General features: G+C 73.3%; 21 protein-coding genes. 9 read left to right on the top strand and 12 right to left on the bottom strand.

What is annotated here, in order from left to right:
- Positions 1-9: 9 nt before the first annotated feature.
- From ACFYXS_RS32975 to meaB, 3 genes are read left to right on the top strand one after another with little or no spacing between them, the layout of a single operon-like run.
- The gene (locus tag ACFYXS_RS32975; RefSeq protein ID WP_389254909.1) at positions 10-1,905 is read left to right on the top strand and encodes a methylmalonyl-CoA mutase family protein; all 1,896 of its coding nucleotides are present in this window, start codon (positions 10-12) and stop codon (positions 1,903-1,905) included.
- Complete coding sequence (scpA, locus tag ACFYXS_RS32980; protein ID WP_389254911.1) at positions 1,905-4,088, top strand: methylmalonyl-CoA mutase; 2,184 nt, start codon at positions 1,905-1,907, stop codon at positions 4,086-4,088. Before ACFYXS_RS32975 ends, scpA begins: the two co-directional genes overlap by 1 nt.
- Before the next feature lie 4 nt (positions 4,089-4,092).
- Positions 4,093-5,076, top strand: coding sequence for a methylmalonyl Co-A mutase-associated GTPase MeaB (meaB, locus tag ACFYXS_RS32985; protein ID WP_389254913.1), 984 nt, complete (start codon positions 4,093-4,095; stop codon positions 5,074-5,076).
- A gap of 15 nt (positions 5,077-5,091) precedes the next feature.
- Here meaB and ACFYXS_RS32990 read toward each other — a convergent pair whose 3' ends face one another.
- From ACFYXS_RS32990 to ACFYXS_RS33015, 6 genes are all read right to left on the bottom strand, one after another.
- Entirely contained in the window at positions 5,092-5,382 is a 291-nt protein-coding gene (locus ACFYXS_RS32990) for a hypothetical protein (RefSeq protein ID WP_389254915.1), read from the bottom strand.
- A gap of 209 nt (positions 5,383-5,591) precedes the next feature.
- The gene (locus tag ACFYXS_RS32995) at positions 5,592-5,741 is read right to left on the bottom strand and encodes a hypothetical protein (RefSeq protein ID WP_389254917.1); all 150 of its coding nucleotides are present in this window, start codon (positions 5,739-5,741) and stop codon (positions 5,592-5,594) included.
- Between the two features lie 467 nt (positions 5,742-6,208).
- Positions 6,209-6,814, bottom strand: coding sequence for a CGNR zinc finger domain-containing protein (locus tag ACFYXS_RS33000; RefSeq protein WP_389254919.1), 606 nt, complete (start codon positions 6,812-6,814; stop codon positions 6,209-6,211).
- A gap of 71 nt (positions 6,815-6,885) precedes the next feature.
- Positions 6,886-7,779 (bottom strand): alpha/beta hydrolase, encoded by an 894-nt coding sequence (locus tag ACFYXS_RS33005; RefSeq protein WP_389254921.1) that lies wholly within the window; start codon positions 7,777-7,779, stop codon positions 6,886-6,888.
- Between the two features lie 62 nt (positions 7,780-7,841).
- Complete coding sequence (locus ACFYXS_RS33010) at positions 7,842-8,555, bottom strand: flavin reductase family protein (RefSeq protein WP_389254923.1); 714 nt, start codon at positions 8,553-8,555, stop codon at positions 7,842-7,844.
- 143 nt (positions 8,556-8,698) lie between these two features.
- The gene (locus ACFYXS_RS33015) at positions 8,699-9,508 is read right to left on the bottom strand and encodes a DUF6597 domain-containing transcriptional factor (RefSeq protein WP_389254925.1); all 810 of its coding nucleotides are present in this window, start codon (positions 9,506-9,508) and stop codon (positions 8,699-8,701) included.
- Between the two features lie 74 nt (positions 9,509-9,582).
- Here ACFYXS_RS33015 and ACFYXS_RS33020 point away from each other — a divergent pair, with 74 nt between their 5' ends.
- Positions 9,583-10,176 (top strand): TIGR03086 family metal-binding protein, encoded by a 594-nt coding sequence (locus ACFYXS_RS33020; protein ID WP_389254927.1) that lies wholly within the window; start codon positions 9,583-9,585, stop codon positions 10,174-10,176.
- Here ACFYXS_RS33020 and ACFYXS_RS33025 read toward each other — a convergent pair.
- A complete protein-coding gene (locus tag ACFYXS_RS33025; RefSeq protein WP_389254929.1) occupies positions 10,160-11,842 on the bottom strand; it encodes a CocE/NonD family hydrolase in 1,683 nt (560 codons plus the stop codon). The two genes, ACFYXS_RS33020 and ACFYXS_RS33025, sit on opposite strands and share 17 nt — an antisense overlap.
- Before the next feature lie 97 nt (positions 11,843-11,939).
- Between ACFYXS_RS33025 and ACFYXS_RS33030 the strand changes: the two genes are divergently transcribed.
- The 3 genes from ACFYXS_RS33030 to ACFYXS_RS33040 all read left to right on the top strand — a co-directional run bounded on the left by ACFYXS_RS33030 (position 11,940) and on the right by ACFYXS_RS33040 (position 15,409).
- Entirely contained in the window at positions 11,940-12,656 is a 717-nt protein-coding gene (locus ACFYXS_RS33030; protein ID WP_389254931.1) for a TetR/AcrR family transcriptional regulator, read from the top strand.
- Between the two features lie 156 nt (positions 12,657-12,812).
- Positions 12,813-14,840 (top strand): FAD-dependent oxidoreductase, encoded by a 2,028-nt coding sequence (locus ACFYXS_RS33035; RefSeq protein ID WP_389254933.1) that lies wholly within the window; start codon positions 12,813-12,815, stop codon positions 14,838-14,840.
- A gap of 26 nt (positions 14,841-14,866) precedes the next feature.
- Positions 14,867-15,409: a PadR family transcriptional regulator gene (locus ACFYXS_RS33040; RefSeq protein WP_389254935.1), complete on the top strand. Its 543-nt coding sequence runs from the start codon at positions 14,867-14,869 to the stop codon at positions 15,407-15,409.
- A gap of 36 nt (positions 15,410-15,445) precedes the next feature.
- Here the strand turns inward: ACFYXS_RS33040 and ACFYXS_RS33045 are convergent, their stop codons facing one another.
- On the bottom strand, positions 15,446-16,534 hold the full coding sequence (locus ACFYXS_RS33045) for a PP2C family protein-serine/threonine phosphatase (RefSeq protein WP_389254937.1): 1,089 nt from the start codon (positions 16,532-16,534) through the stop codon (positions 15,446-15,448).
- A 163-nt stretch (positions 16,535-16,697) separates the two neighbouring features.
- Here ACFYXS_RS33045 and rpmG point away from each other — a divergent pair, with 163 nt between their 5' ends.
- Entirely contained in the window at positions 16,698-16,862 is a 165-nt protein-coding gene (rpmG, locus tag ACFYXS_RS33050) for a 50S ribosomal protein L33 (protein WP_319664230.1), read from the top strand.
- A gap of 57 nt (positions 16,863-16,919) precedes the next feature.
- Complete coding sequence (locus ACFYXS_RS33055; RefSeq protein ID WP_389254939.1) at positions 16,920-17,177, top strand: type B 50S ribosomal protein L31; 258 nt, start codon at positions 16,920-16,922, stop codon at positions 17,175-17,177.
- Between the two features lie 102 nt (positions 17,178-17,279).
- Here ACFYXS_RS33055 and dhaM read toward each other — a convergent pair whose 3' ends face one another.
- The 4 genes from dhaM to ACFYXS_RS33075 form a co-directional block, all read right to left on the bottom strand.
- The gene (gene dhaM, locus ACFYXS_RS33060) at positions 17,280-17,678 is read right to left on the bottom strand and encodes a dihydroxyacetone kinase phosphoryl donor subunit DhaM (RefSeq protein WP_389254941.1); all 399 of its coding nucleotides are present in this window, start codon (positions 17,676-17,678) and stop codon (positions 17,280-17,282) included.
- A complete protein-coding gene (gene dhaL / locus ACFYXS_RS33065) occupies positions 17,675-18,343 on the bottom strand; it encodes a dihydroxyacetone kinase subunit DhaL (RefSeq protein ID WP_389254943.1) in 669 nt (222 codons plus the stop codon). The genes dhaM and dhaL overlap by 4 nt, the downstream gene beginning before the upstream one ends.
- Before the next feature lie 21 nt (positions 18,344-18,364).
- The gene (gene dhaK, locus ACFYXS_RS33070; protein WP_389254945.1) at positions 18,365-19,357 is read right to left on the bottom strand and encodes a dihydroxyacetone kinase subunit DhaK; all 993 of its coding nucleotides are present in this window, start codon (positions 19,355-19,357) and stop codon (positions 18,365-18,367) included.
- 147 nt (positions 19,358-19,504) lie between these two features.
- Positions 19,505-20,161, bottom strand: a complete 657-nt coding sequence (locus ACFYXS_RS33075; protein WP_389254947.1) for a LuxR C-terminal-related transcriptional regulator — start codon at positions 20,159-20,161, stop codon at positions 19,505-19,507.
- Positions 20,162-20,176: the final 15 nt, after the last annotated feature.

Consider the following 20,176-nt stretch of genomic DNA (forward strand, 5'->3'; position numbering starts at 1 on the left):
CCTTTGAGCATGACGGTCCTGCCTGACGACGGGCTTTCTCTGGCCGCCGAATTCCCGGATGCGAGCCGTGCGCAATGGCAGTCCCTCGTGGAGGGCGTGCTGCGCAAGGCGGGCAAGGACGTCTCGGGAGAGGCGGTGGAGGACGCGCTGTCCACCACCCTCGAAGACGGGCTCACCACGCGCCCGCTGTACACCGCGCCCGACGCGCCCGGAGCCTTCGGCGACGCGGTCGGACTCCCCGGCTTCGCGCCCTTCACCCGGGGCGCCGCGCCCGCGGGCCCCGTGGCCGGCGGCTGGGACGTACGGCAGCGCCATACGCGGCCCGACGCGGTCCGCACCAACGAGGCGGTGCTCGCCGACCTGGAGAACGGCGTCACCTCCCTCTGGCTCGCCGTCGGCGGCTCCGGCGTCCCCGCCGCCGCGCTCGGCACCGCGCTCCAGGGGGTCTACCTCGACCTGGCGCCCGTGGTCCTCGACGCCGGCCCCGACACCGAAGCGGCGGCCGGCGCGCTGTTCGCGCTGTACGAGGAGCGCGGCGTCGCCCGCGAGGCCGCCCGCGGCAACCTCGGCGCCGACCCGCTGGGCCACCTGGCCCGCACCGGGGACCCCGCGGCGCTCGACGCGCACACCACCGCGGCGGCGCGGCTCGCCCGGCGCGCCCACGAGCAGTACCCGGGGATGCGCGCGCTGACCGTGGACGCCCTGCCGTACCACGAGGCCGGCGGCTCGGCGGCCCAGGAACTCGGCGCCTCCCTCGCCACCGGCGTGGCCTACCTGCGCGCGCTCACCGCGGCCGGGCTGCCGGCCGACGCAGCGTGCGGGCAGCTGGAGTTCCGCTACGCCGCCACCGCCGACCAGTTCCTGACCATCGCCAAGCTGCGCGCGGCCCGCCGGCTGTGGTCCCGTGTCGCCGAGGTGTGCGGTGCGAGCGCGGCCGCAGGGGCGCAGCGCCAGCACGTCGTCACCTCGTCGGTGATGATGAGCCGCCGCGACCCGTGGGTGAACATGCTCCGCACCACCGTCGCGACGCTCGCCGCCGGTGTGGGCGGCGCGGACTCGGTCACGGTGCTGCCGTTCGACCACGCGCTCGGCCTGCCCGACGCCTTCGCCCGGCGCATCGCCCGCAACACCTCGACCATCCTGATGGAGGAGTCCCACCTGGCCCGGGTCGTCGACCCGGCCGGCGGCTCCTGGTACGTGGAGCGGCTCACCGCGGAACTCGCCGACGCCGCCTGGTCCTGGTTCCAGGAACTGGAGCGCGCCGGCGGCCAGGCCGCGGCGATGGCCTCCGGCCTGGTGGGCGAGCGCCTGGCCGCCACCTGGCGGGTGCGGGCCAAGGCGCTGGCCAAGCGCCGCGAACCCATCACGGGCGTCAGCGAGTTCCCGCTGCTCTCCGAGGCGCCGGTCGAGCGCGACCCGGCCCCGGCCGCCCCCTCCGGCGGACTGCCGAGGGTCCGCCGCGACGAGGCGTACGAGGCGCTGCGCGCCCGCTCGGACGCGCATCTGGCGGCCACCGGCGTCCGCCCCAGGGTGTTCCTGGCCGCCCTCGGCGCCGCCGCCGTGCACACCGGCCGGGTCACCTTCGCCGCCAACCTGTTCCAGGCCGGCGGCATCGAGCCCGTGCACGACCCGGTGTCCGTGGACGCCGGCTCCGTGGCCGGGGCCTTCGCCCGCAGCGGCGCCCAGGTGGCGTGCCTGTGCTCCAGCGACGCGCTGTACGAGGAGCAGGCCGCCGAGGTGGCCGCCGCCCTCAAGGCCGCGGGCGCGGACGCGGTGTTCCTGGCCGGGCGCCCGGGCGCGCGGGAGCAGGCGTACACGGAGGCGGGCGTGGACGCGTTCGTCTTCGCGGGCGGCGACGCGGTCGCCGTCCTGACCTCGGTTCTCGACCGGATGGGAGTGGCGTGATGCGGATCCCGGACTTCTCCGAGATCGAGCTCGGACCGGGCGCCGGCAGCGGTGCCACCGAGGACCAGTGGCGTGCGGCGGTCAAGGAGACCACCGGCCGTGCCGTCGAGGACCTGCTGTGGGAGACGCCCGAGGGCATCGGCGTCAAGCCGCTGTACACCGGCCGCGACCTGGAGGGCCTGGACTTCCTGGGCACCTACCCGGGTATCGCGCCCTACCTGCGCGGCCCGTACCCCACGATGTACGTCAACCAGCCCTGGACGATCCGCCAGTACGCGGGCTTCTCCACCGCCGAGGAGTCCAACGCGTTCTACCGGCGCAACCTCGCCGCGGGCCAGAAGGGCCTGTCGGTCGCCTTCGACCTGCCGACCCACCGCGGCTACGACAGCGACCACCCGCGCGTCACCGGCGACGTCGGCATGGCGGGCGTCGCCATCGACTCGATCTACGACATGCGGCAGCTCTTCGACGGCATCCCGCTCGACCGGATGACCGTCTCGATGACCATGAACGGCGCCGTGCTGCCGGTGCTCGCGCTCTACATCGTCGCCGCGGAGGAGCAGGGCGTACCGCCGGAGAAGCTGGCCGGGACCATCCAGAACGACATCCTCAAGGAGTTCATGGTCCGCAACACCTACATCTACCCGCCGAAGCCCTCGATGCGGATCATCTCCGACATCTTCGCGTACACCTCGCAGAGGATGCCGCGCTACAACTCGATCTCCATCTCCGGCTACCACATCCAGGAGGCCGGGGCCACGGCCGACCTGGAGCTGGCCTACACCCTCGCCGACGGTGTGGAGTACCTGCGGGCCGGTCTGGGTGCGGGTCTGGACGTGGACGCCTTCGCGCCGCGGCTGTCGTTCTTCTGGGCGATCGGCATGAACTTCTTCATGGAGGTCGCCAAGCTGCGCGCGGCGCGCCTGCTGTGGGCGAAGCTGGTCAAGCAGTTCGAGCCCGAGAGCGTCAAGTCGCTGTCCCTGCGCACCCATTCGCAGACCTCCGGCTGGTCGCTCACCGCGCAGGACGTCTTCAACAACGTCACGCGCACCTGCGTGGAGGCGATGGCCGCCACCCAGGGCCACACCCAGTCGCTGCACACCAACGCCCTCGACGAGGCGCTGGCGCTGCCCACCGACTTCTCCGCGCGCATCGCCCGCAACACCCAGCTGCTGCTGCAGCAGGAGGCGGGCACCAACCGGGCCATCGACCCGTGGGGCGGATCCGCGTACGTGGAGAAGCTGACGTACGACCTCGCGCGCCGCGCCTGGCAGCACATCCAGGAGGTCGAGGCCGCGGGCGGCATGGCCCAGGCCATCGACGCGGGCATCCCCAAGATGCGCGTCGAGGAGGCGGCGGCCCGCACCCAGGCGCGCATCGACTCCGGCCGCCAGCCGGTGATCGGCGTCAACAAGTACCGCGTGGACAGCGACGAGAAGATCGAGGTCCTCAAGGTCGACAACTCCTCCGTGCGCACGCAGCAGATCGCCAAGCTGCGCCGGCTGCGCGAGGAGCGCGACGAGACCGCCTGCCAGGACGCGCTGACCGCGCTGACCGCGGCCGCGGGCGGCAGCGGCAACCTGCTGGAGCTCGCGGTGAACGCCGCCCGCGCCAAGGCGACCGTCGGCGAGATCTCCGACGCCCTGGAGAAGGTGTACGGCCGGCACGCCGGGCAGATCCGTACGATCTCCGGTGTGTACCGCAACGAGGCAGGGGAGTCGCCGTCCGTGGACCGCACCCGGGCCCTGGTCGGCCGTTTCGAGGAGGCCGAGGGCCGCCGCCCGCGCATCCTGGTCGCCAAGATGGGCCAGGACGGCCACGACCGCGGCCAGAAGGTGATCGCCACCGCGTTCGCCGACCTCGGCTTCACCGTGGACGTCGGCCCGCTCTTCCAGACCCCGGCCGAGGTGGCCCGCCAGGCGGTGGAGGCCGACGTGCACATCGTCGGCGTCTCCTCGCTCGCGGCCGGACACCTCACCCTGGTGCCCGCGCTGCGCGAGGAACTGGCGGCCGAGGGACGCGAGGACATCATGATCGTGGTCGGCGGAGTGATCCCGCCGCAGGACGTGCCCGAACTGCTGGAGGCCGGCGCGGCCGCCGTCTTCCCGCCCGGCACGGTCATCCCCGACTCCGCACACGACCTGGTCACGCGGCTCGCCGCCGCGCTCGGCCACGAACTGTGAGCCCATGCCGCCCACCATCGATCTCGATGCCTACGTCAAGGGCGTACTGGACGGCTCCCGGGCCTGGATCGCGCGCGCCATCACCTTGGTGGAGTCGACGCGGCCGGACCACCGGGAGCTCGCCCAGCGGCTCCTGACCGAGCTGCTGCCGCACGCGGGCAAGGCCCGCAGGATCGGCATCAGCGGAGTGCCCGGGGTGGGCAAGTCCACCTTCATCGACGCCTTCGGCACGATGCTCACCGGGCTCGGCCACCGGGTCGCGGTGCTCGCCGTCGACCCGTCCTCCACCCTGACCGGCGGTTCCATCCTCGGCGACAAGACGCGGATGGAACGGTTGTCGGTGGACCGCGCGGCCTTCGTACGGCCGTCCCCGTCGGCCGGGACGCTCGGCGGCGTCGCCAAGGCGACCCGCGAGTCCATGGTCGTGGTGGAGGCGGCCGGCTACGACGTCGTGCTCGTCGAGACCGTCGGCGTCGGCCAGTCCGAGACCGCGGTCTCCGGCATGGTCGACTCCTTCCTGCTGCTCACGCTGGCCCGCACGGGCGACCAGCTCCAGGGCATCAAGAAGGGCGTGCTGGAGCTCGCCGACGTCATCGCCGTCAACAAGGCCGACGGCCCGCACGAGCGCGACGCCCGCGCCGCCGCTCGCGAACTGTCCGGCGCCCTGCGGCTGATGCAGTCAGCCGACGCCGCCTGGACCCCGCCGGTGCTCACCTGCAGCGCCCGTGAGGACACCGGCCTCGACGTGGTCTGGGAACGGCTGGAACAGCACCGCGCGCTCCTGGACTCCGACGGGCGGCTGGAGGCCAAGCGCCGCGACCAGCAGCTGGAGTGGGCCTGGAGCATGGTCCGCGACGAACTGCTGGGCCGGCTGCGCGACCACCCAGAGGTCCGCCGCCTGGCGCCCGAGGTCGAACGCCGGGTCCGCGAGGGGACGCTGACGGCCACGTCGGCGGCCGAGCGCATCCTCGACGCCTTCTCCGGCTGACGCGCGCCCCCGGGGTCAGGCCGCCTTGGGCCGGCTCCGGGGCACCGCGCAGCGCCCCGGAGCCCACAGCGCGCCCGGCATGTTGCAGTCCGGGCCGACGCGATGCCGGTCGATGTACGCGAACAGCCGCCGGGCCTCCGCCATGTGCGGGCCGCACGCGAACGACCCGTGCCCGGGCAGCCATTGCACGTGCCACTCGGCCGGGCCTCCACAGGGCCGCGTGGCACCTGTCTCCAGGCGCCCGCACGGAGTCGTTCCGTCGATGGGGATCGGGGTCAGTCGGGGGGTGATCGCTGGCTCTGCCATGGGGATCGGCTCCCTTGTCGCAGGATGCGACGACACATGCGTACGTCTGCGGGAACGGGCGTATTCGTGCCCTACAGATGGGTGTGCCCGCTCAAGGGTGTCCCCGACGCGTGTTCGGAGGTCAGGAGTTGGTAACCGCCCGCCGCGCGACGGGGGCGTCCCGGGGAACCGCCTGCCGCGCGGCCGCCCGGCGTGGGGATGCGCTCCAGCTAGGGCCTGGTGTCGACGTCGTACGGGTTCACCGTGTCCGCGCCGCCCCGGCGGATCTCCACCGGCACCCGCACGGTCGCCAGGCTCTGCGGGGTGACGAAACCGCCCGCCTCGGCGCCCGCCACCGCGCGTCGCGTGCGGGCGCTCATCCGGATACCACTCGCGCAACGCCTCCAGCACGCCGGGGAATTCGGGGATCTCCGGCAGGGGCACCGCTCGCGACAGCACGGCCCGCAGGATCCGCTCGTCGACACGGGCACCGGCGAGCGCCACCGCCGTGCAGGCGCCGAGCGAGGAGTCCGCCGGGGATGTCCCCGGGCGAGTGTGTCGAGGGCGAAGGAGACGTCCCGGGGCCGTTCCCAGACATGGAGGAAGCCCTCGGGCTCGTGGCCGTCGACGAATTGTTGCCGTGATGGTCGACGGCCATCACCCGGAAATCCGCCGCGCGCAGCGGATGGACCAGCCACGCATGGCGCTGCCCCTCCGGTGCCGTGCGAGACGACGAGGCGCGGACGACCCGGATCCCGCAGGTCGGGACGGGATTCGTCGTACAGGACGCCGATCGGCGGCTCGTCCCGCCCCAGGGTCGGCATGACGGCATCGTGGGCAAGCCGCGCTACGGCCGGACGGGGAGGTCGGCCCCGGGGCGGGTGCGGCGCCGTTCGCGGGAGGCGCGCAGGTTCACGGTGTTGCCGCAGGTGCGGGCGTCGTGCCAGACGGCGCTGCTGTTGCGCGAGTGGTCGTAGAAGGCGACGGCGCAGGGGTCGTAGCGGCAGATCTTCAGGCGCCGCCAGGTCCCGAGCGTCTGGGTGATGAGGCATTCCGCCAGGACCGCCGAGGTGACGCGGCGGGCGCCGTCGCCCAGGGGCTCCACGGTGACGGTGGAATCCGCGGCGAGCCGCAGCGTCACCGGTTCCGTGGCCAGCAGGGCGTCCCCGGCCTCGCCGCCCCGGGCGGACAGCGCGAGCCGCAGCCGGGTGCGCAGCCGCTTGAGCTCGTCCAGGTCGCGGTCGATGAGCGCCACGCGGTCAGGGGTGCGGCCCGAGGCCGCCGCCCACGCGTCCATGACCCGGTCGAGCCAGTCCTGGGCGGAGTCGACGGTGTCCAGCAGGTCCGGCTGCCGGGGACGGCCGGCGGGCGAGGTGTTCAGCAGTTCCTGCACCAGGACGAGTCCGCCCGGTGCCGGCTCCACCTCGAATCGCTCACTCGCCGACCGTGACATGTCACCACCGTACCGTTCTTCCCCCCTGTGACAGAAGTGAGTGCCGTACGCCCCTGGCAGCCGGGACGGGCTCAGGCCAGGTGCTCGCGGAACCAGGCCCGGGCGGCACCGCTCGCCTCTGCGAACCGGGCGACGTACGGATCGAAGTGCCCGCCGGAGATCGTGACGAGCCTCTTCGGCTCCAGGGCCCGCTCGTAGGCGGCGAGGGCCAGGTCGGTCAAGGTGACGGTGTCGTTCAGCGCGACCACCATCAGCAGCGGGGTCGGCGAGACGCGGGTGACCCAGGTCCCGGGCTCGTACATCCGCGACGCGCGTCCCGAGCGGACGGTGGCCTCGTTGGTCCAGATCCCCTCGGGCAGCGGCTGGAGGTAGAAGTCGATGGCTTCCTTCGTGCGGTACGACGCGGGAACGGCGGGGTCGTCGCTGACGATCGCGGTCCGCCGCGGCGGCTCCCCGCGGAACTGGGCACGCTCGTCCTCGGCGAAGCCCTCCTCGAGTCCGGCGACCGCCTCCGGGGCCACGCGGCGCAGTCCCTGCTCATAGCCGCTGATGGTCGGCACCTGGGAGACGACGCAGCGCAGCCGGCGGTCGGTCGCCCCGAGGACGATCGCGTGCCCGCCGGCGTAGCTGGTGCCCCACAGGCCGATGCGCTGCGGATCGACCTCGGGCAGGCTCTCGAGGAACGAGACGGCGCGCCGCCAGTCGGCGATCTGGCGCCAGGGGTCGACGTCGTGGCGCGGCTCGCCGTCGCTCGCGCCGAAGCCGCGGTGGTCGTGCAGCAGGACGACGAAGCCGTCGTCCGCGAAGGCCTGGGCGAACGGTTCGAGGCCGTGGTCCTTCGTGCCCGCGTAACCGTGGGCCATCGTGATCGCCGGATGGGGGCCGGGTCCGTCGGGCACGAACAGCCACCCGCGCAGGAGCACGCCGCCCTCGGCCTCGAACTCGACGTCCTTGCGTTCCACCATGTCGAAGAACCTCTCTCAGTGCGTTCCGGCCGCGTTCCGGCGGTTGTCGTGATGTCCCCGGTTCAGGACGTGACGGATCCGGAAGGGGACCATTCCTTGCTGTCGATCGGGGACCAGCCGTCCGGCTTGGCGTCGAGACGGCTGACCCGGCGTCCGTGGCGAGCGTCGAGGACGCCGCCGTCGAGCGGCGTGCTGAAGGCGTTCTCGACCACGGTGTACTCGGCCGCGAGACGCCCGACCGCGGGCAGCGCACCGGTGTCGATGCGGCCCCGCTCGAGGTAGATGTCGTCGCGGATGTGGAAGCGCACGACCTCCCCGAAGACGACGTGGTCGTTGAGGTCGCCGATCGTGATGATGCGCTCCACCGTGCACTCCATCGCTATCGGCGCCCCCTTCACCCGTGGCGGCCGGACGATCTCGGACGGCGCCTTGTCCAGGCCCACCGCGTCGAACTCGTCGACCCCGGGATCGAATTCGAAGGCGGTGCGGTGCATCTCGTCGGCCTGCGGGAGCGTGGCGAGATTGGTCACGAACTCCCCGGTGTCGCGGATGTTGACGAAGGTGTCCTTGAGCGTGACGCCGTCGGACCGCGGCTGCAGCGAGAGCGAGATCATCGGCGGCTTGCGGCCGACGGCGGTGAAGAACGAGATGGGGGCGAGATGGGGAACGCCCCCCACGGAGATCGTGCTCACCCAGCCGATCGCCCGCGGAATGATGCTCCCGATCAGCAATTTGTAGGCCGATGTCGGGTCAAGCGTGGAGGAGTCGATGATCACAGCGGCCTCCTAAGGCGCCTTGGTGTTCGCTCTCCCGCAGTCGGATAAACCTGCCGTTGACATGAGCGTAGGTATATTGCCTCTGTCGGGCAAGGCGATATCATCCTATTTGGGTGCGTTCCATGTCACTCTCGGCGGGAATGTCAGCCGGCGTACGCGGTCGGGGGGACCCCGACGGTCGCCGTGAAGTCCCTGACGAGATGGGCCTGGTCGCTGTAGCCGAGCTCGGCCGCCAGGCCCGCCCAGTCCACGGCCGTCGCGGACTCGGCGCGCTCCAGGGCCTCGTGGATGCGGTAGCGCAGGATGACCCACTTGGGGCTGACGCCGACGTGGGCGGCGAACAGGCGTTGCACCGAGCGCACCGACAGTCCCTCGGCGCGGGCGAAGGCGTCGACGCGCAGGATGCCGCGGTCGTGCCGGATCCGCTCGGCGAGGGCCATCGCCAGGTCGGCCTGGGGATCGGGCGCCGGGGCCAGGGACAGCAGGAACGTGTCCAGCGCCGCGACCCGCTCGTCCTCCTCGTCCGGCCCGAGCACGGCGCCGGGCGCGGCGGCGTGGCCGGGCAGCGCCTCGTCCAGACCGACCCGGCGGCCGGTCCAGTGGGACACCGGCACCGCGGGGGCGAACGGCCGGAAGCCGCCCGGGCGGAACTGGACCCCGCACACACGCCCGGCACCCTCCAGCTTCTGCGTGAACAGCTCCAGTCCGATGCCGGCGACCTCCCCGAAGTCCGGCGTGCCGGCGAAGCGCTGGAAGACGACGTTGACCGAGGGGTGCGGCACGACGTGCGAGGCGTACGGCTCGCCCAGGTCCCAGTCGATCAGCCAGTAGTGCTCCAGGTACGGCCGTAGTTCCGGCGCGGGGGCCCGCCGCCGGAACCGCACGCGTGCGAAGAGTTCCGGGGCGCCGACGATGCCCCGGGTGTCGCGCCGCGGCGTGTCCTGACCGGCCATGAGGGCGATGGTACGGCGGCCGGGTGTCGCATTTCTTCAAGCCGTGCGCCCGCGTCCCGCCGTAGCGTCGCGGCATGACGGACACGATCAGTGAACTGCTCGGAGCCGCCCGCGACCGGGCCCTGCCCGTGGTGACAGGAGTGCCGGACGACCGGCTGACGGCGCCGACACCGTGCGCGGAGTACGACGTGCGGGACCTGCTGAACCACCTCTTCCACGTGGTGATCGGCTTCCGGGCGATCGCGGGGAGGGAGGAGGCGGACTTCTCCTCCACACCTGACCGTATGGCCGTCCTCGGCGACGGCTGGCGCGACCGCTTCGCGGAGGAGACGGCGCTGCTGGTGACGGCGTGGGCCGTACCGGGCGCCGACGAGGGAGTCGCCGGGTCGATGAACCTGCCCGCGCGCACCCTCGGCGCCATGGTGCTGCTCGACCTCACCGTCCACGCCTGGGACCTCGCCCGCGCCACGGACCGCGCCTTCGCACCCGACGAGAACGCGGCTCAGGTGCTGGCGGCCCTGGTCGACGAGATGGGTCCGACCGCCCGCGCCATGAAGGTCTTCGGCGAGCCGGTACCCGTTCCGGCGGGCACCTCCGACCTCGGAAGGCTGCTCGCCGCGACGGGCCGCGACCCGCGCTGGAGCCCCCGCGTCACCGGGCCGCGCTGAGGGGCAGCACCAACGCCGAGTCCGCGTGCAGCGTGAGGCGCACCGGCACGGGACCCGTGGCCGCGACCGAGGACTCGCCGGTGCCGGGGTGGCGGGCGAAGCGCGGATGGGCGCCTCCGCTGATCTGCCAGCGGAGGCGATGGCCGGCCGCGAAGAGGTGCGCTGTGCGGCTCATCGGCACGGTGACCTCCGACGGCGTCCCGCCCTCGGTCGTGAACCGGGTCAGCCCGTCGCAGACGTTGGTGGAACGCCCCCGCGGGTCCACGTCGCACAGCCGGCTGAAGACGTCGCCGTGCCCGGTGTCCGTGGAGATCCTCAGCCGCGCGTGCACCGGGCCGAGCACCTCCATGGGTTCGTCCAGCGGCGGGCCGGTGAAGGTCAGGACGTCGTCCCGGGCCTCCAGTACGCCGTTGTCGCGGGGTCCGGCGGTGCCGGACAGCAAGGGGCCGCCGACGGACGGGGTGGGGTCGGCCGGGTCGTAGCGGAAGGACACCGGCGGCACGGCGTCCGCCGGTGCCGCCCGTCCGAGGGTCCCGTCGGGTCGGGGGAACAGCGACGCGGCGTCGGCGGGCGGTGGCCAGTCCTCGAGGTCCCGCCAGGCGTCCGCGCCGCCGACGTGCACGCGCACCCCGGTGGCCCGCGGGTCGGAAGCGTCGTCGCTCAGGTGCGCGCGCAGCCAGGCGAGGCTCGCCGCGAACACCTCCGGCCACCCCTGCTGGAGCGCGGAGGTGTGGGTCCAGGGGCCGACGAGCAGGGCGGTCTCGCAGCCGGCCGCGCGCAGCCGGGCGTACTGCTCGAAGGTCTGGTCGGCGAGCACGTCGTGCCACCCGCCGATGAGGCAGGTGGGCACGGCCGCCCGCTCCGCCGCCCCTGCGGCGGACGCGCCGTGCCAGAACGGGTCGTCCGCGTCGGAACGCGTCATCACGTCGTCCAGCCACGGCACTTCGCCCCCGAGGGCGGACAGGTAGGCCTCGCGCAGCGGCCACGCGCCGGTGACGTCCTCCAGGCGTCGCCGGAGGCGCAGCGTCGCCTTCGCGAACGGCAGCACCCCGCGGTGCTGGTACGTCATGCCGACGCCGACGGCGAGGGCGTTCTCCAGCCGGGGCGCGCCGCCGGTGTGGAACAGGGCGAAGGGGTCGTGGAGGCCGACCTGCACCACCATGGCGCGGAGCTCCGGCGGCGGGTCCAGCGCGAGCGCCCACTGCACATAGCCCAGATAGCTGGGGCCCACCGTGCCCAGGGTTCCGGTGAACCAGGGCTGCTCGCGCAGCCAGGCCACGGTCGCCAGGCCGTCGGCTGCCTCGTTGCGCCACAGGTGGAACGCGCCCCCGGAGCCGCCGGTACCGCGGCAGCTCTGCACGACCACATGGAAGCCCTGCTCGGCGAAGAGCATGCCGTACATGGGCGACCAGGGCAGGCCCCTGCCGTACGGCGAGCGCACGAGGAGGGTGGGGAAGTCGCCCTTCGCGCGCGGGAAGTAGTGGTCGGTGATCAACGGGCTGCCGTCGGCGGCCGGGACCACTCGCCCCGGTTCCCAGCCCGCGCGGTGCCGCCGGGCCGGAAGGCCGCGCCAGGTGGCCCTCAGCATCCGGGACGAAAGCGGCGGCTTCCCCGAAGGCGCGGGCGGAGCCGACCGCGGCGCGACGCCGCGCGTCACAGATGGCATCGACATCTCCCCCTCTATTCTCGTACGTCGTACGAGAATAGAGATGCTTGAATGACTCCCGCAAGACCCGGGCACGGCGGACAGGGGGGTGGGCACGGTGAACCGACCCGACGGGCCCGGCGGCGCGGGGGTCGATCCCGCGGAGCTGTGGCTGGGCCACGACCGGCCCCGCAGGGGGCGCAAGCCCGCGTTCAGCCGTGAGGCGATCACGGCGGCGGCCGTCGAACTGGCCGATGCCGAAGGCATCGACGCGGTCACCATGCGCCGGGTGGCCGCGAAGGTCGGGGCCGGAGTCATGTCGCTCTACAGCTACGCCCCCGACAAGGAGACGCTGCTGGAACTGATGGTGGACCATGTCAGTGGCGAACTCCCCGCGGACGGTCCGCCGACCGGCGACTGGCGGGCGGACCTGGCGGCCCTGGCCGGACTGCAGCGATCCCTGATGCTCCGTCACCCCTGGTTGCCGTCCGCCCTGTCCTCCCGCCGGACGCCCGGCCCCCGCGCTCTGGCCTTCGTGGAACGCGCGCTCGCCGCCCTGCGGCCCACCGGGCTGGACGGTGGGGCGAGGCTCGAAGTCTTCGCGCAGGTCACGGCGTTCGTCGCCGGGCATGTCGCCTTCGAGGTCACGCAGAGCACGGCCGCGCGGCCGCCCGCGCGGGCCGCGGCCGAGGCCCGCTACCTCGCCGCCGTCGCCGCCGACGGGCGGCACCCCGAGCTCGCCGAGGCGCTTGCCGCGCCGGTGCGCCCCCTCACCGCCGAAGCGACGTTCGCGCGATTCCTGAACCGCTTGATCGACGGCCTCGGCACCGGCTGATCCGGGACCCGGCCCCTGTGCGCGCTGCCCGCGCCGTGCGCGGGAACACGCGGCGCCCGATCTTATGCAACTAGTTGCAGAATCTTCGTCGGGTGGTCTACAAAGGACTGACCGCATGCCGCCACGTCGCGGCGCCGCCGCCCGAGGAGACCCCCGATGAGTCGCTACCCGCATCTGCTGCGCCCGCTCGACCTCGGATTCCTCACCCTCCCCAACCGCGTCCTCATGGGCTCGATGCACGTCGGCCTGGAGGAGGCCGAAGGCGGCTTCGCGCGCATGGCGGCCTTCTATTCGGAACGCGCCAGGGGCGGCGTCGGCCTGATCGTCACGGGTGGCATCGCGCCCAACGACCGCGGCCGCCCCTACCCGGGCGGTGCCCGGATGACCACCGAGGACGAGGCCGACCAGCACGCCGTGGTCACCGAGGCCGTGCACCGCGAGGGCGGCCGCATCGCGATGCAGATCCTGCACTTCGGCCGGTACGCCTACCACCCCGAACTGGTCGCCCCGAGCGCGCTGCAGGCGCCGATCAGCCCCTACGTCCCGCACGCCCTCACCGACGACGAGGTCGAGGAGACGATCGAGGACTTCGTACGGGCGGCGCAGCTCGCCCGCCGGGCCGGCTACGACGGGGTCGAGATCATGGGCTCCGAGGGCTATCTGATCAACGAGTTCATCGCGCCCGGCACCAACCGCCGCGAGGACCGCTGGGGCGGGTCGTTCGAGAACCGCACGCGCTTCCCGCTGGAGATCGTCCGCCGCACCCGCGAACGGCTCGGCCCCGACTTCGTGCTCGTCTACCGGCTCTCGATGCTCGACCTGGTCCCCGGAGGCTCGTCCCTGGAGGAAGTCGTCGCCCTCGCCAAGGCGGTCGAGGCGGCCGGGGCCACGATCATCAACACCGGCATCGGCTGGCACGAGGCGCGGATCCCCACCATCGCCACCTCCGTGCCGCGCGGCGCGTACACCTGGGTGACGAAGAGGCTCATGGGCGCGGTCTCGGTGCCGCTGGTGACGAGCAACCGCATCAACACCCCGGAGGTCGCCGAGCAGTTGCTCGCCGACGGGTACGCCGACATGGTCTCCCTGGCCCGCCCGATGCTCGCCGACCCCGAGTTCGTCGCCAAGGCGCGACAGGGCCGCGCGGAGGCCATCAACACCTGTATCGGCTGCAATCAGGCCTGCCTCGACCACACCTTCAGCGGCCGGCTGACCACCTGCCTGGTCAACCCGCGGGCCTGCCACGAGACCGAACTCGTCCTCCTGCCCACCCGGTTGCGCAAGCGCGTCGCCGTCGTCGGCGCCGGGCCCGCCGGACTCGCCTGCGCGGTCACCGCCGCCGAACGAGGCCACGCCGTCACGCTCTTCGACTCCGCCGACCGGATCGGCGGGCAGCTCAACATCGCCCGCAAGGTCCCCGGCAAGGAGGAGTTCGACGAGACGCTGCGCTACTTCCGCACCCGGCTGGCCGAGGAAGGCGTGGAACTGCGCCTGAACACCCTCGTCACGCCGGACACGCTGGCCGCGCACGACCCCGGCTTCGACGAGGTGGTCCTCGCCACCGGTGTGGCCCCGCGCGTGCCGGAGATCGACGGTGTGGACCACCCCAGCGTGCTGAGCTACCTCGACGTGCTGCGCGACGACGCCCCGGTGGGCGAGCGGGTGGCGATCGTCGGCGCGGGCGGGATCGGCTTCGACGTGGCCGAGTTCCTCACCGACGGCGGCGAGGACGCGAGCCGCGACCCCGAGACGTACTTCCGGCACTGGGGCGTCGACACCGGCTACGCCAACCGGGGCGGCCTCCGGGCGCCCGAGCGGCCCGCGCCGCCGCGCACGGTGCACCTGCTGCAGCGCAAGGCGACCAAGGTCGGCGCGGGCCTGGGCAGGACCACCGGGTGGATCCACCGCACCGAGCTCAAGCACCGGGGCGTCACCATGGTCGCGGGCGCCGCCTACGACCGGATCGACGACGCCGGTCTGCACATCACCGTCGACGGCGAGCGCCGCACGCTCCCCGTCGACACCGTGGTCCTGTGCGCCGGGCAGGAACCGCGCCGCGACCTGTACGAGGCGCTGCGCGCCGCCGGTCACGGCGTCCACCTGATCGGGGGCGCCGACGTGGCCGCCGAACTCGACGCCAAGCGGGCCGTCCGCCAGGGCACCGAAGTGGCCGCGGCGCTGTGACCGCGCCCCGTCCGTAGGATGCGGACATGTCGCTCCCGCACGCCATCCTCACCGCCCTCCTGGAGAAGCCGTCCTCGGGGCTGGAGCTGGCGCGCCGCTTCGACCGCTCCATCCGCTTCTTCTGGTCCGCGACGCACCAGCAGATCTACCGCGAACTCGGGCGGCTGGAGGAGGCGGGCCAGATCCGCGCGCTGCCCGCGGCGCACCCCGCGCGGGGGCAGAAGAAGGAGTACGAGGTGCTGCCCGCCGGCCGCGACGAACTGGCCGGCTGGGTCGGCGCCGTCGAGGACCCGCGGCCCATCCGTGACCCGCTGCTGCTGCGCATGCGCGCGGCGGCGGTGGTCGGGGGCCGCGGCCTCGCCGGGGAGCTGCGCAGGCACCTGGCGCTGCACGAGGCCCAGCTGGCGGAGTACACGGACATCGAGCGGCGCGACTTCCCGCCCGGCCGTGTGACGGACGAGGACCGGCTGCGGCATCTCGTGCTGCGCGCGGGGATCGAGCTGGAGACGTTCTGGACGCAGTGGCTGCGCGAGGCGCTCGCCGAGGTCGGGACCATGGACCCGGCCTGACCGGAGCGAGGCGGTCCGGGAGCGTGTCCGGCCCGGTCAGTGCGTGCGGCGCAGGGCCAGCAGTGCCGCGTCGTCGCCGAGTCCGCCGCCGGTCCAGGCGTGCAGGTCGGTCAGGACGCGGTCCAGCAGTGCGTCGGGGTCCTGCTCGGTCAGTTCCGCCACCCGCTCGGCCAGCGGATAGAAGCGGTCGTGCCGGTCGCGCGCCTCGCAGACGCCGTCGGTGTAGAAGAGCAGCAGGTCGCCGGGCCCATAGGGGACCGACTGCGGTCGGTAGTGGCCGCCGGTGAGCGACAGCAGCCCGAGCGGTGCCGCGTACGCCTGGGGCGTCACCTCCGTCACGGTCCCCTCGTGGCACAGCAGCGGGGGTGGGTGGCCGCAGTTGACCAGGACGGCCGTGCCGCCGGAGCGGGGCGCGGTCAGCAGCACCGCGGTGACGAACTCCTCGCCCCCGCCGCGGCGCACCAGCGCGCCGTCCAGCCGGGCGGCCACGGCGTCGAGGCCGGGTTCGGAGCGGGCGGCGTCGCGGAAGACGCCAAGTACGTCGGCGGCGGTCTGGACGGCCTCCAGCCCCTTGCCGCGGACGTCGCCCAGCAGCACGCGTACGCCGAAGTCGGTCTCCACGACCTCGTACAGGTCCCCGCCGATCCGTGCCTCCGCCTCCGCGGCCACATAGCGCACGGCCACCCGCAGGCCGCCCACCTGAGGCGGCGGCGGGCGCAGCAGCGCGCCCTGCGCGGCCTCGGCGACCCCGCGGACCCGGGCCAGTTCCCGTTCCCTGGCGGTGACGAGGACGACGGAGCCGGTGATGGTGAAGGTCACGGCCAGGATGGAGACGGCGGCGGTGACGTGCACCAGGGCGGGGACCCCGTTGTTGGCCGCGGCCAGGAAGAAGACCAGGCCGATCGCCACGAGGCCCGCCAGCAGCGGCACGCGGGCCCGGCGGGCCCTCACCCCGGCGAGCACGGGCAGCGCCGCCAGGACCGGGGTCAGGGTCGTCTCCGGGCCGCTGACGACGTCGACGGCGATGCACGCCGCGATCAGGGCGTACGAGGCGGTGAGGAACCACCAGGCCCACCGGGGCAGCGGGAGGGGCCGGGGGCGCTGGTGCACGGGGCCGCGGGCCATGGGTGTCAGCCCTCCTGTCCACGCCGCCGGCGGGTGCCCGCGGCGCCTCCTTCCATTTTCGCCGCACCGGTCCGGGTGCGCGGGAATGAGCGGGGGGTGCCCCGCGTTGAGGGGTACATCCGATGGAAATGAAAACCATTGCGATGGCAGAAAGGACCCGCTCATGGCCCGCAGCGAGCAGCGCCCGGTGATCAGGCTCCGGTCGACCGCCGGTACCGGCACGACGTACGTGACCCGGAAGAACCGGCGCAACGACCCGGACCGCATGGTCCTCAGCAAGTACGACCCGGCCGTCGGCCGCCACGTGCCGTTCCGCGAGGAGCGCTGACCCCGGCGCCCGACCGCCCGTAGCCGTCCGTCCCACCGCACCGACTGGAGGAGCGTCATGCAGCACGCGATCCACCCCGCCTACCGCCCGGTCGTCTTCCGCGACCGCAGCGCGGACCACGCCTTCCTCACCCGGTCCACGCTGACCAGCGACAAGACCGTCGTCTGGGAGGACGGCAACACCTACCCCGTCTTCGACGTGGAGATCTCCTCGGCGAGCCACCCGTTCTACACCGGCAACGCCCGCGTCATGGACACCGCCGGCCGCGTCGAGCGCTTCGAGCGCCGGTACGGAAAGGCCGCCGCGCGCGGCTGACGCAGGGAGACCCGAGTACGGGGGCAGTACGGCAGGGACGGCCGTCGCGGATCACCGCGGCGGCCGTCGCCGTCTCCGGGGCACCCCGAGCGGACCGCGGGATCAGCCCTTGCGGAAGGTGTACGCCTCCTGGGCGGCCGCCACCACGGCGTCCAGATCCGCACCCGTCGAGGCCGTGACCACCGCGGCCACCGCGCCCTCCACGAAGGGCGCGTCCACCAGGCGGGTGCGCGGCGGCAGCTCGTCCTCGTCCGCCAGCAGGGTCTTGACCGTCAGGACGGCGCTCCCCAGGTCGGCGATGACGGCCACGCCGTCGCCGCGGTCGACGGAGTGTGCCGCCGCGGTGATCTTCTCCGCGTCGGTGCCGAGCCCGCCGTCGGGGGTGCCGCCCGCGGCGGCCACCGGCACCTTCGCGCCGCCGCCGTTCAGCCCGGCGGCCATGTGCGCGACCGATTCGGCGACCGTCGCGCTGTGCGACACCAGCACCACGCCCACGGTCATCCCGCGTCCCCCCGCGACGTCATGGCCAGGACGCCGAGGAGCAGCGCCGAGGAGGTCGCCCCCGGGTCCTGGTGACCCACGCTGCGCTCGCCGAGGTAACTCGCCCGCCCCTTGTGCGCCACCAGAGGTGTGGTGGCGATCGCGCCCTCCTCGGCGGCCATGGCGGCGGCAGACAGGGCCTCCGCCAGCCCGGCGCCCTTGTCGAGCGCGAAGGACAGCGCCTCGACGGCCGGGGCCAGCGCGTCCACCATCGTCTTGTCGCCCGGCGCGGCCCCGCCCAGTGTCGCGACCGCGTCGACCCCGGCCCCCAGCGCCGCGGCGAACTGCTCGGGCGTGACGTGCTCGGCGTCCCCGAGCGCCTTGCCGGCCTTGCGCAGCAGGGTCCCGTACAGCGGTCCCGAAGCGCCGCCGACCGTGCTGATCAACTGCCGGCCGACCAGTACGAGGACGCCGCCGGGGGTGTCCGGCGGCTCCTTCTCGACGGCCGTGCGGGCCGCGATGAAGCCGCGCCGCATGTTGGCGCCGTGGTCGGCGTCACCGATGGGGGAGTCGAGCTCGGTCAGCCGGTCGGCCTCCCGCTCGATCACCGATGCCGCCGCGGCGAGCCAGCGGCGTACGAAGCCCGCGTCTATCGCCGCCGGTCCGGTGGACGGTCCCTCGCTCATCTGTCGCGCTCCTCCTGCTTCTCAGGCGCCCCAGCGCAGAGCCGGTGTGCTCACCGGCGCGTCCCACAGGCGCAGCAGTTCGTCGTCCACCTGGCACAGCGTCACCGAGGCGCCCGCCGCGTCCAGCGACGTGACGTAGTTGCCGACCAGCGTGCGGGCCACCGCGACACCGCGGGCCGCCAGCACCCGGTGCACCTCGGCGTTGAATCCGTACAGTTCCAGCAGCGGTGTCGCGCCCATACCGTTGACCAGCAGCAGCACCGGCCCGCTCGGGCGCAGGTCGTCCAGGATCGCGTCGACCGCGAAATCCGCGATCTCCCCGGAGGTCATCATCGCCCGCCGCTCCCGGCCGGGTTCCCCGTGGATGCCGATGCCGAGTTCCAGTTCCCCGGCGGGCAGGTCGAACGTCGGACTGCCCTTGGCGGGCGTGCTGACCGCGGTCAGCGCCACCCCGAAGCTCCGCGTCACCTCGTTCACCTGCCGTGCGAGGGCCTCGACGCGCTCCAGGGGCGCGCCCTCCTCGGCCAGCGCCCCGGCGATCTTCTCCACGAACAGCGTGCCGCCGGTACCGCGACGGCCGGCCGTGTAGAGGCTGTCGGTCACCGCCACGTCGTCGTTGACCAGAACCTTGGCGACCTGGATGCCCTCGTCCTCGGCCAGTTCCGCGGCCATGTCGAAGTTCAGCACGTCGCCCGTGTAGTTCTTCACGATGAACAGTACGCCCGCGCCGCTGTCGACGGCCGCCGCCGCCCGTACCATCTGGTCGGGCACCGGCGAGGTGAAGACCTCCCCGGGACAGGCCCCGTCCAGCATCCCGTGCCCCACGAAGCCCACGTGCAACGGTTCGTGCCCCGCACCCCCGCCGGACACCAGGCCCACCTTCCCGGCGACCGGCGCGTCCTTGCGGATCACCACCCGGTTGTCGATGTCGACCGTCAACTCCGGATGCGCGGCGGCCACTCCCCGCAGCGCATCGGCCACCACGGTCTCGGGGACATTGATCAGCATCTTCATGGGGACCCTCCGTCTGAGGTTGCTCTGACAAGCGTACGAACTTGCCGCACCATGAGCAGGCGTATCGGCGCGCCGGTTGTGGCCCCTTCGGGCTTGCGCGACGCGGGTCGCCCTCCGCTGTCGATCGGGCACCCTCCGTGCCGTTCGTCACCGGCCTTCCTGCGAGGCCGGGGGCCAGCACGCGGGGCGCAGCAGTCCCAGCGCGTACGCCTTGGCCACCAGCGCCGTCCTGTTCGGCACCCGGAGCACGCGGCACAGCCGGGTGAGGTGGTAGTTGACGCCGTCCGCGGTCAGGCCGACCGACCGGGCGATCAGCGCGGAGGTGGCCCCGGACGCGACCAGCGCCAGGATCCGGGCCTCTTGCGGGGTCGGAGTGAGCGCGGGCATCGGCTCCTCGCCCCGCGGCACCGGATCGACGTGCAGGAACGCGAGCAGCAGCGCCGGGGAGACGACTTCGTCGCCGACGGCCTCCACGGTGAGGCGTCCCGTCCCGCGCGTTCCCCGGAAGTCCCACGCGACGTGCACCGGGTAGCGGGACCGGCGCCCGTGCCGGAGCCCCTCCGTCGCCCTGAGCAACGCGTCCTCGTCCGTGGGGACCAGGAGGTCGAGCAGATTGCGTTGCCGTATCTGTCCGGGGCCCAGCCCCCACAGAGTGGCGAAGGCCGGGTTGGCGATCATCAGCGCACCGTCGGTCCGGCTGATCGCGGTGGGCGTGGGCGAGCGGTCGAGCAGACGCAGGAACCGGTTGCGCCATGCCGCCATCTCCCGCCGCAGTTCCGCGGTTTCACGCGATTCGCCGATCATGTCGCCCTCGATCCA

Source organism: Streptomyces sp. NPDC002574 (assembly GCF_042889545.1).
Classification (GTDB): domain Bacteria; phylum Actinomycetota; class Actinomycetes; order Streptomycetales; family Streptomycetaceae; genus Actinacidiphila.

Bases quoted from the DNA above. Each gene is read 5' to 3' on its own strand.
- ACFYXS_RS33020 (WP_389254927.1), top strand. From the start codon at position 9,583: ATGACGGACACGATCAGTGAACTGCTCGGAGCCGCCCGCGACCGGGCC.
- ACFYXS_RS32990 (WP_389254915.1), bottom strand. From the start codon at position 5,382: ATGGCAGAGCCAGCGATCACCCCCCGACTGACCCCGATCCCCATCGAC.
- ACFYXS_RS33035 (WP_389254933.1), top strand. From the start codon at position 12,813: ATGAGTCGCTACCCGCATCTGCTGCGCCCGCTCGACCTCGGATTCCTC.
- dhaL (WP_389254943.1), bottom strand. From the start codon at position 18,343: ATGAGCGAGGGACCGTCCACCGGACCGGCGGCGATAGACGCGGGCTTC.
- rpmG (WP_319664230.1), top strand. From the start codon at position 16,698: ATGGCCCGCAGCGAGCAGCGCCCGGTGATCAGGCTCCGGTCGACCGCC.
- ACFYXS_RS33055 (WP_389254939.1), top strand. From the start codon at position 16,920: ATGCAGCACGCGATCCACCCCGCCTACCGCCCGGTCGTCTTCCGCGAC.
- dhaK (WP_389254945.1), bottom strand. From the start codon at position 19,357: ATGAAGATGCTGATCAATGTCCCCGAGACCGTGGTGGCCGATGCGCTG.
- ACFYXS_RS32995 (WP_389254917.1), bottom strand. From the start codon at position 5,741: ATGAGCGCCCGCACGCGACGCGCGGTGGCGGGCGCCGAGGCGGGCGGT.
- ACFYXS_RS33025 (WP_389254929.1), bottom strand. From the start codon at position 11,842: ATGCCATCTGTGACGCGCGGCGTCGCGCCGCGGTCGGCTCCGCCCGCG.
- ACFYXS_RS33005 (WP_389254921.1), bottom strand. From the start codon at position 7,779: ATGGTGGAACGCAAGGACGTCGAGTTCGAGGCCGAGGGCGGCGTGCTC.
- ACFYXS_RS33015 (WP_389254925.1), bottom strand. From the start codon at position 9,508: ATGGCCGGTCAGGACACGCCGCGGCGCGACACCCGGGGCATCGTCGGC.
- ACFYXS_RS33075 (WP_389254947.1), bottom strand. From the start codon at position 20,161: ATGATCGGCGAATCGCGTGAAACCGCGGAACTGCGGCGGGAGATGGCG.
- dhaM (WP_389254941.1), bottom strand. From the start codon at position 17,678: ATGACCGTGGGCGTGGTGCTGGTGTCGCACAGCGCGACGGTCGCCGAA.
- ACFYXS_RS33000 (WP_389254919.1), bottom strand. From the start codon at position 6,814: ATGTCACGGTCGGCGAGTGAGCGATTCGAGGTGGAGCCGGCACCGGGC.
- ACFYXS_RS33045 (WP_389254937.1), bottom strand. From the start codon at position 16,534: ATGGCCCGCGGCCCCGTGCACCAGCGCCCCCGGCCCCTCCCGCTGCCC.
- ACFYXS_RS32975 (WP_389254909.1), top strand. From the start codon at position 10: ATGACGGTCCTGCCTGACGACGGGCTTTCTCTGGCCGCCGAATTCCCG.
- scpA (WP_389254911.1), top strand. From the start codon at position 1,905: ATGCGGATCCCGGACTTCTCCGAGATCGAGCTCGGACCGGGCGCCGGC.
- meaB (WP_389254913.1), top strand. From the start codon at position 4,093: ATGCCGCCCACCATCGATCTCGATGCCTACGTCAAGGGCGTACTGGAC.
- ACFYXS_RS33040 (WP_389254935.1), top strand. From the start codon at position 14,867: ATGTCGCTCCCGCACGCCATCCTCACCGCCCTCCTGGAGAAGCCGTCC.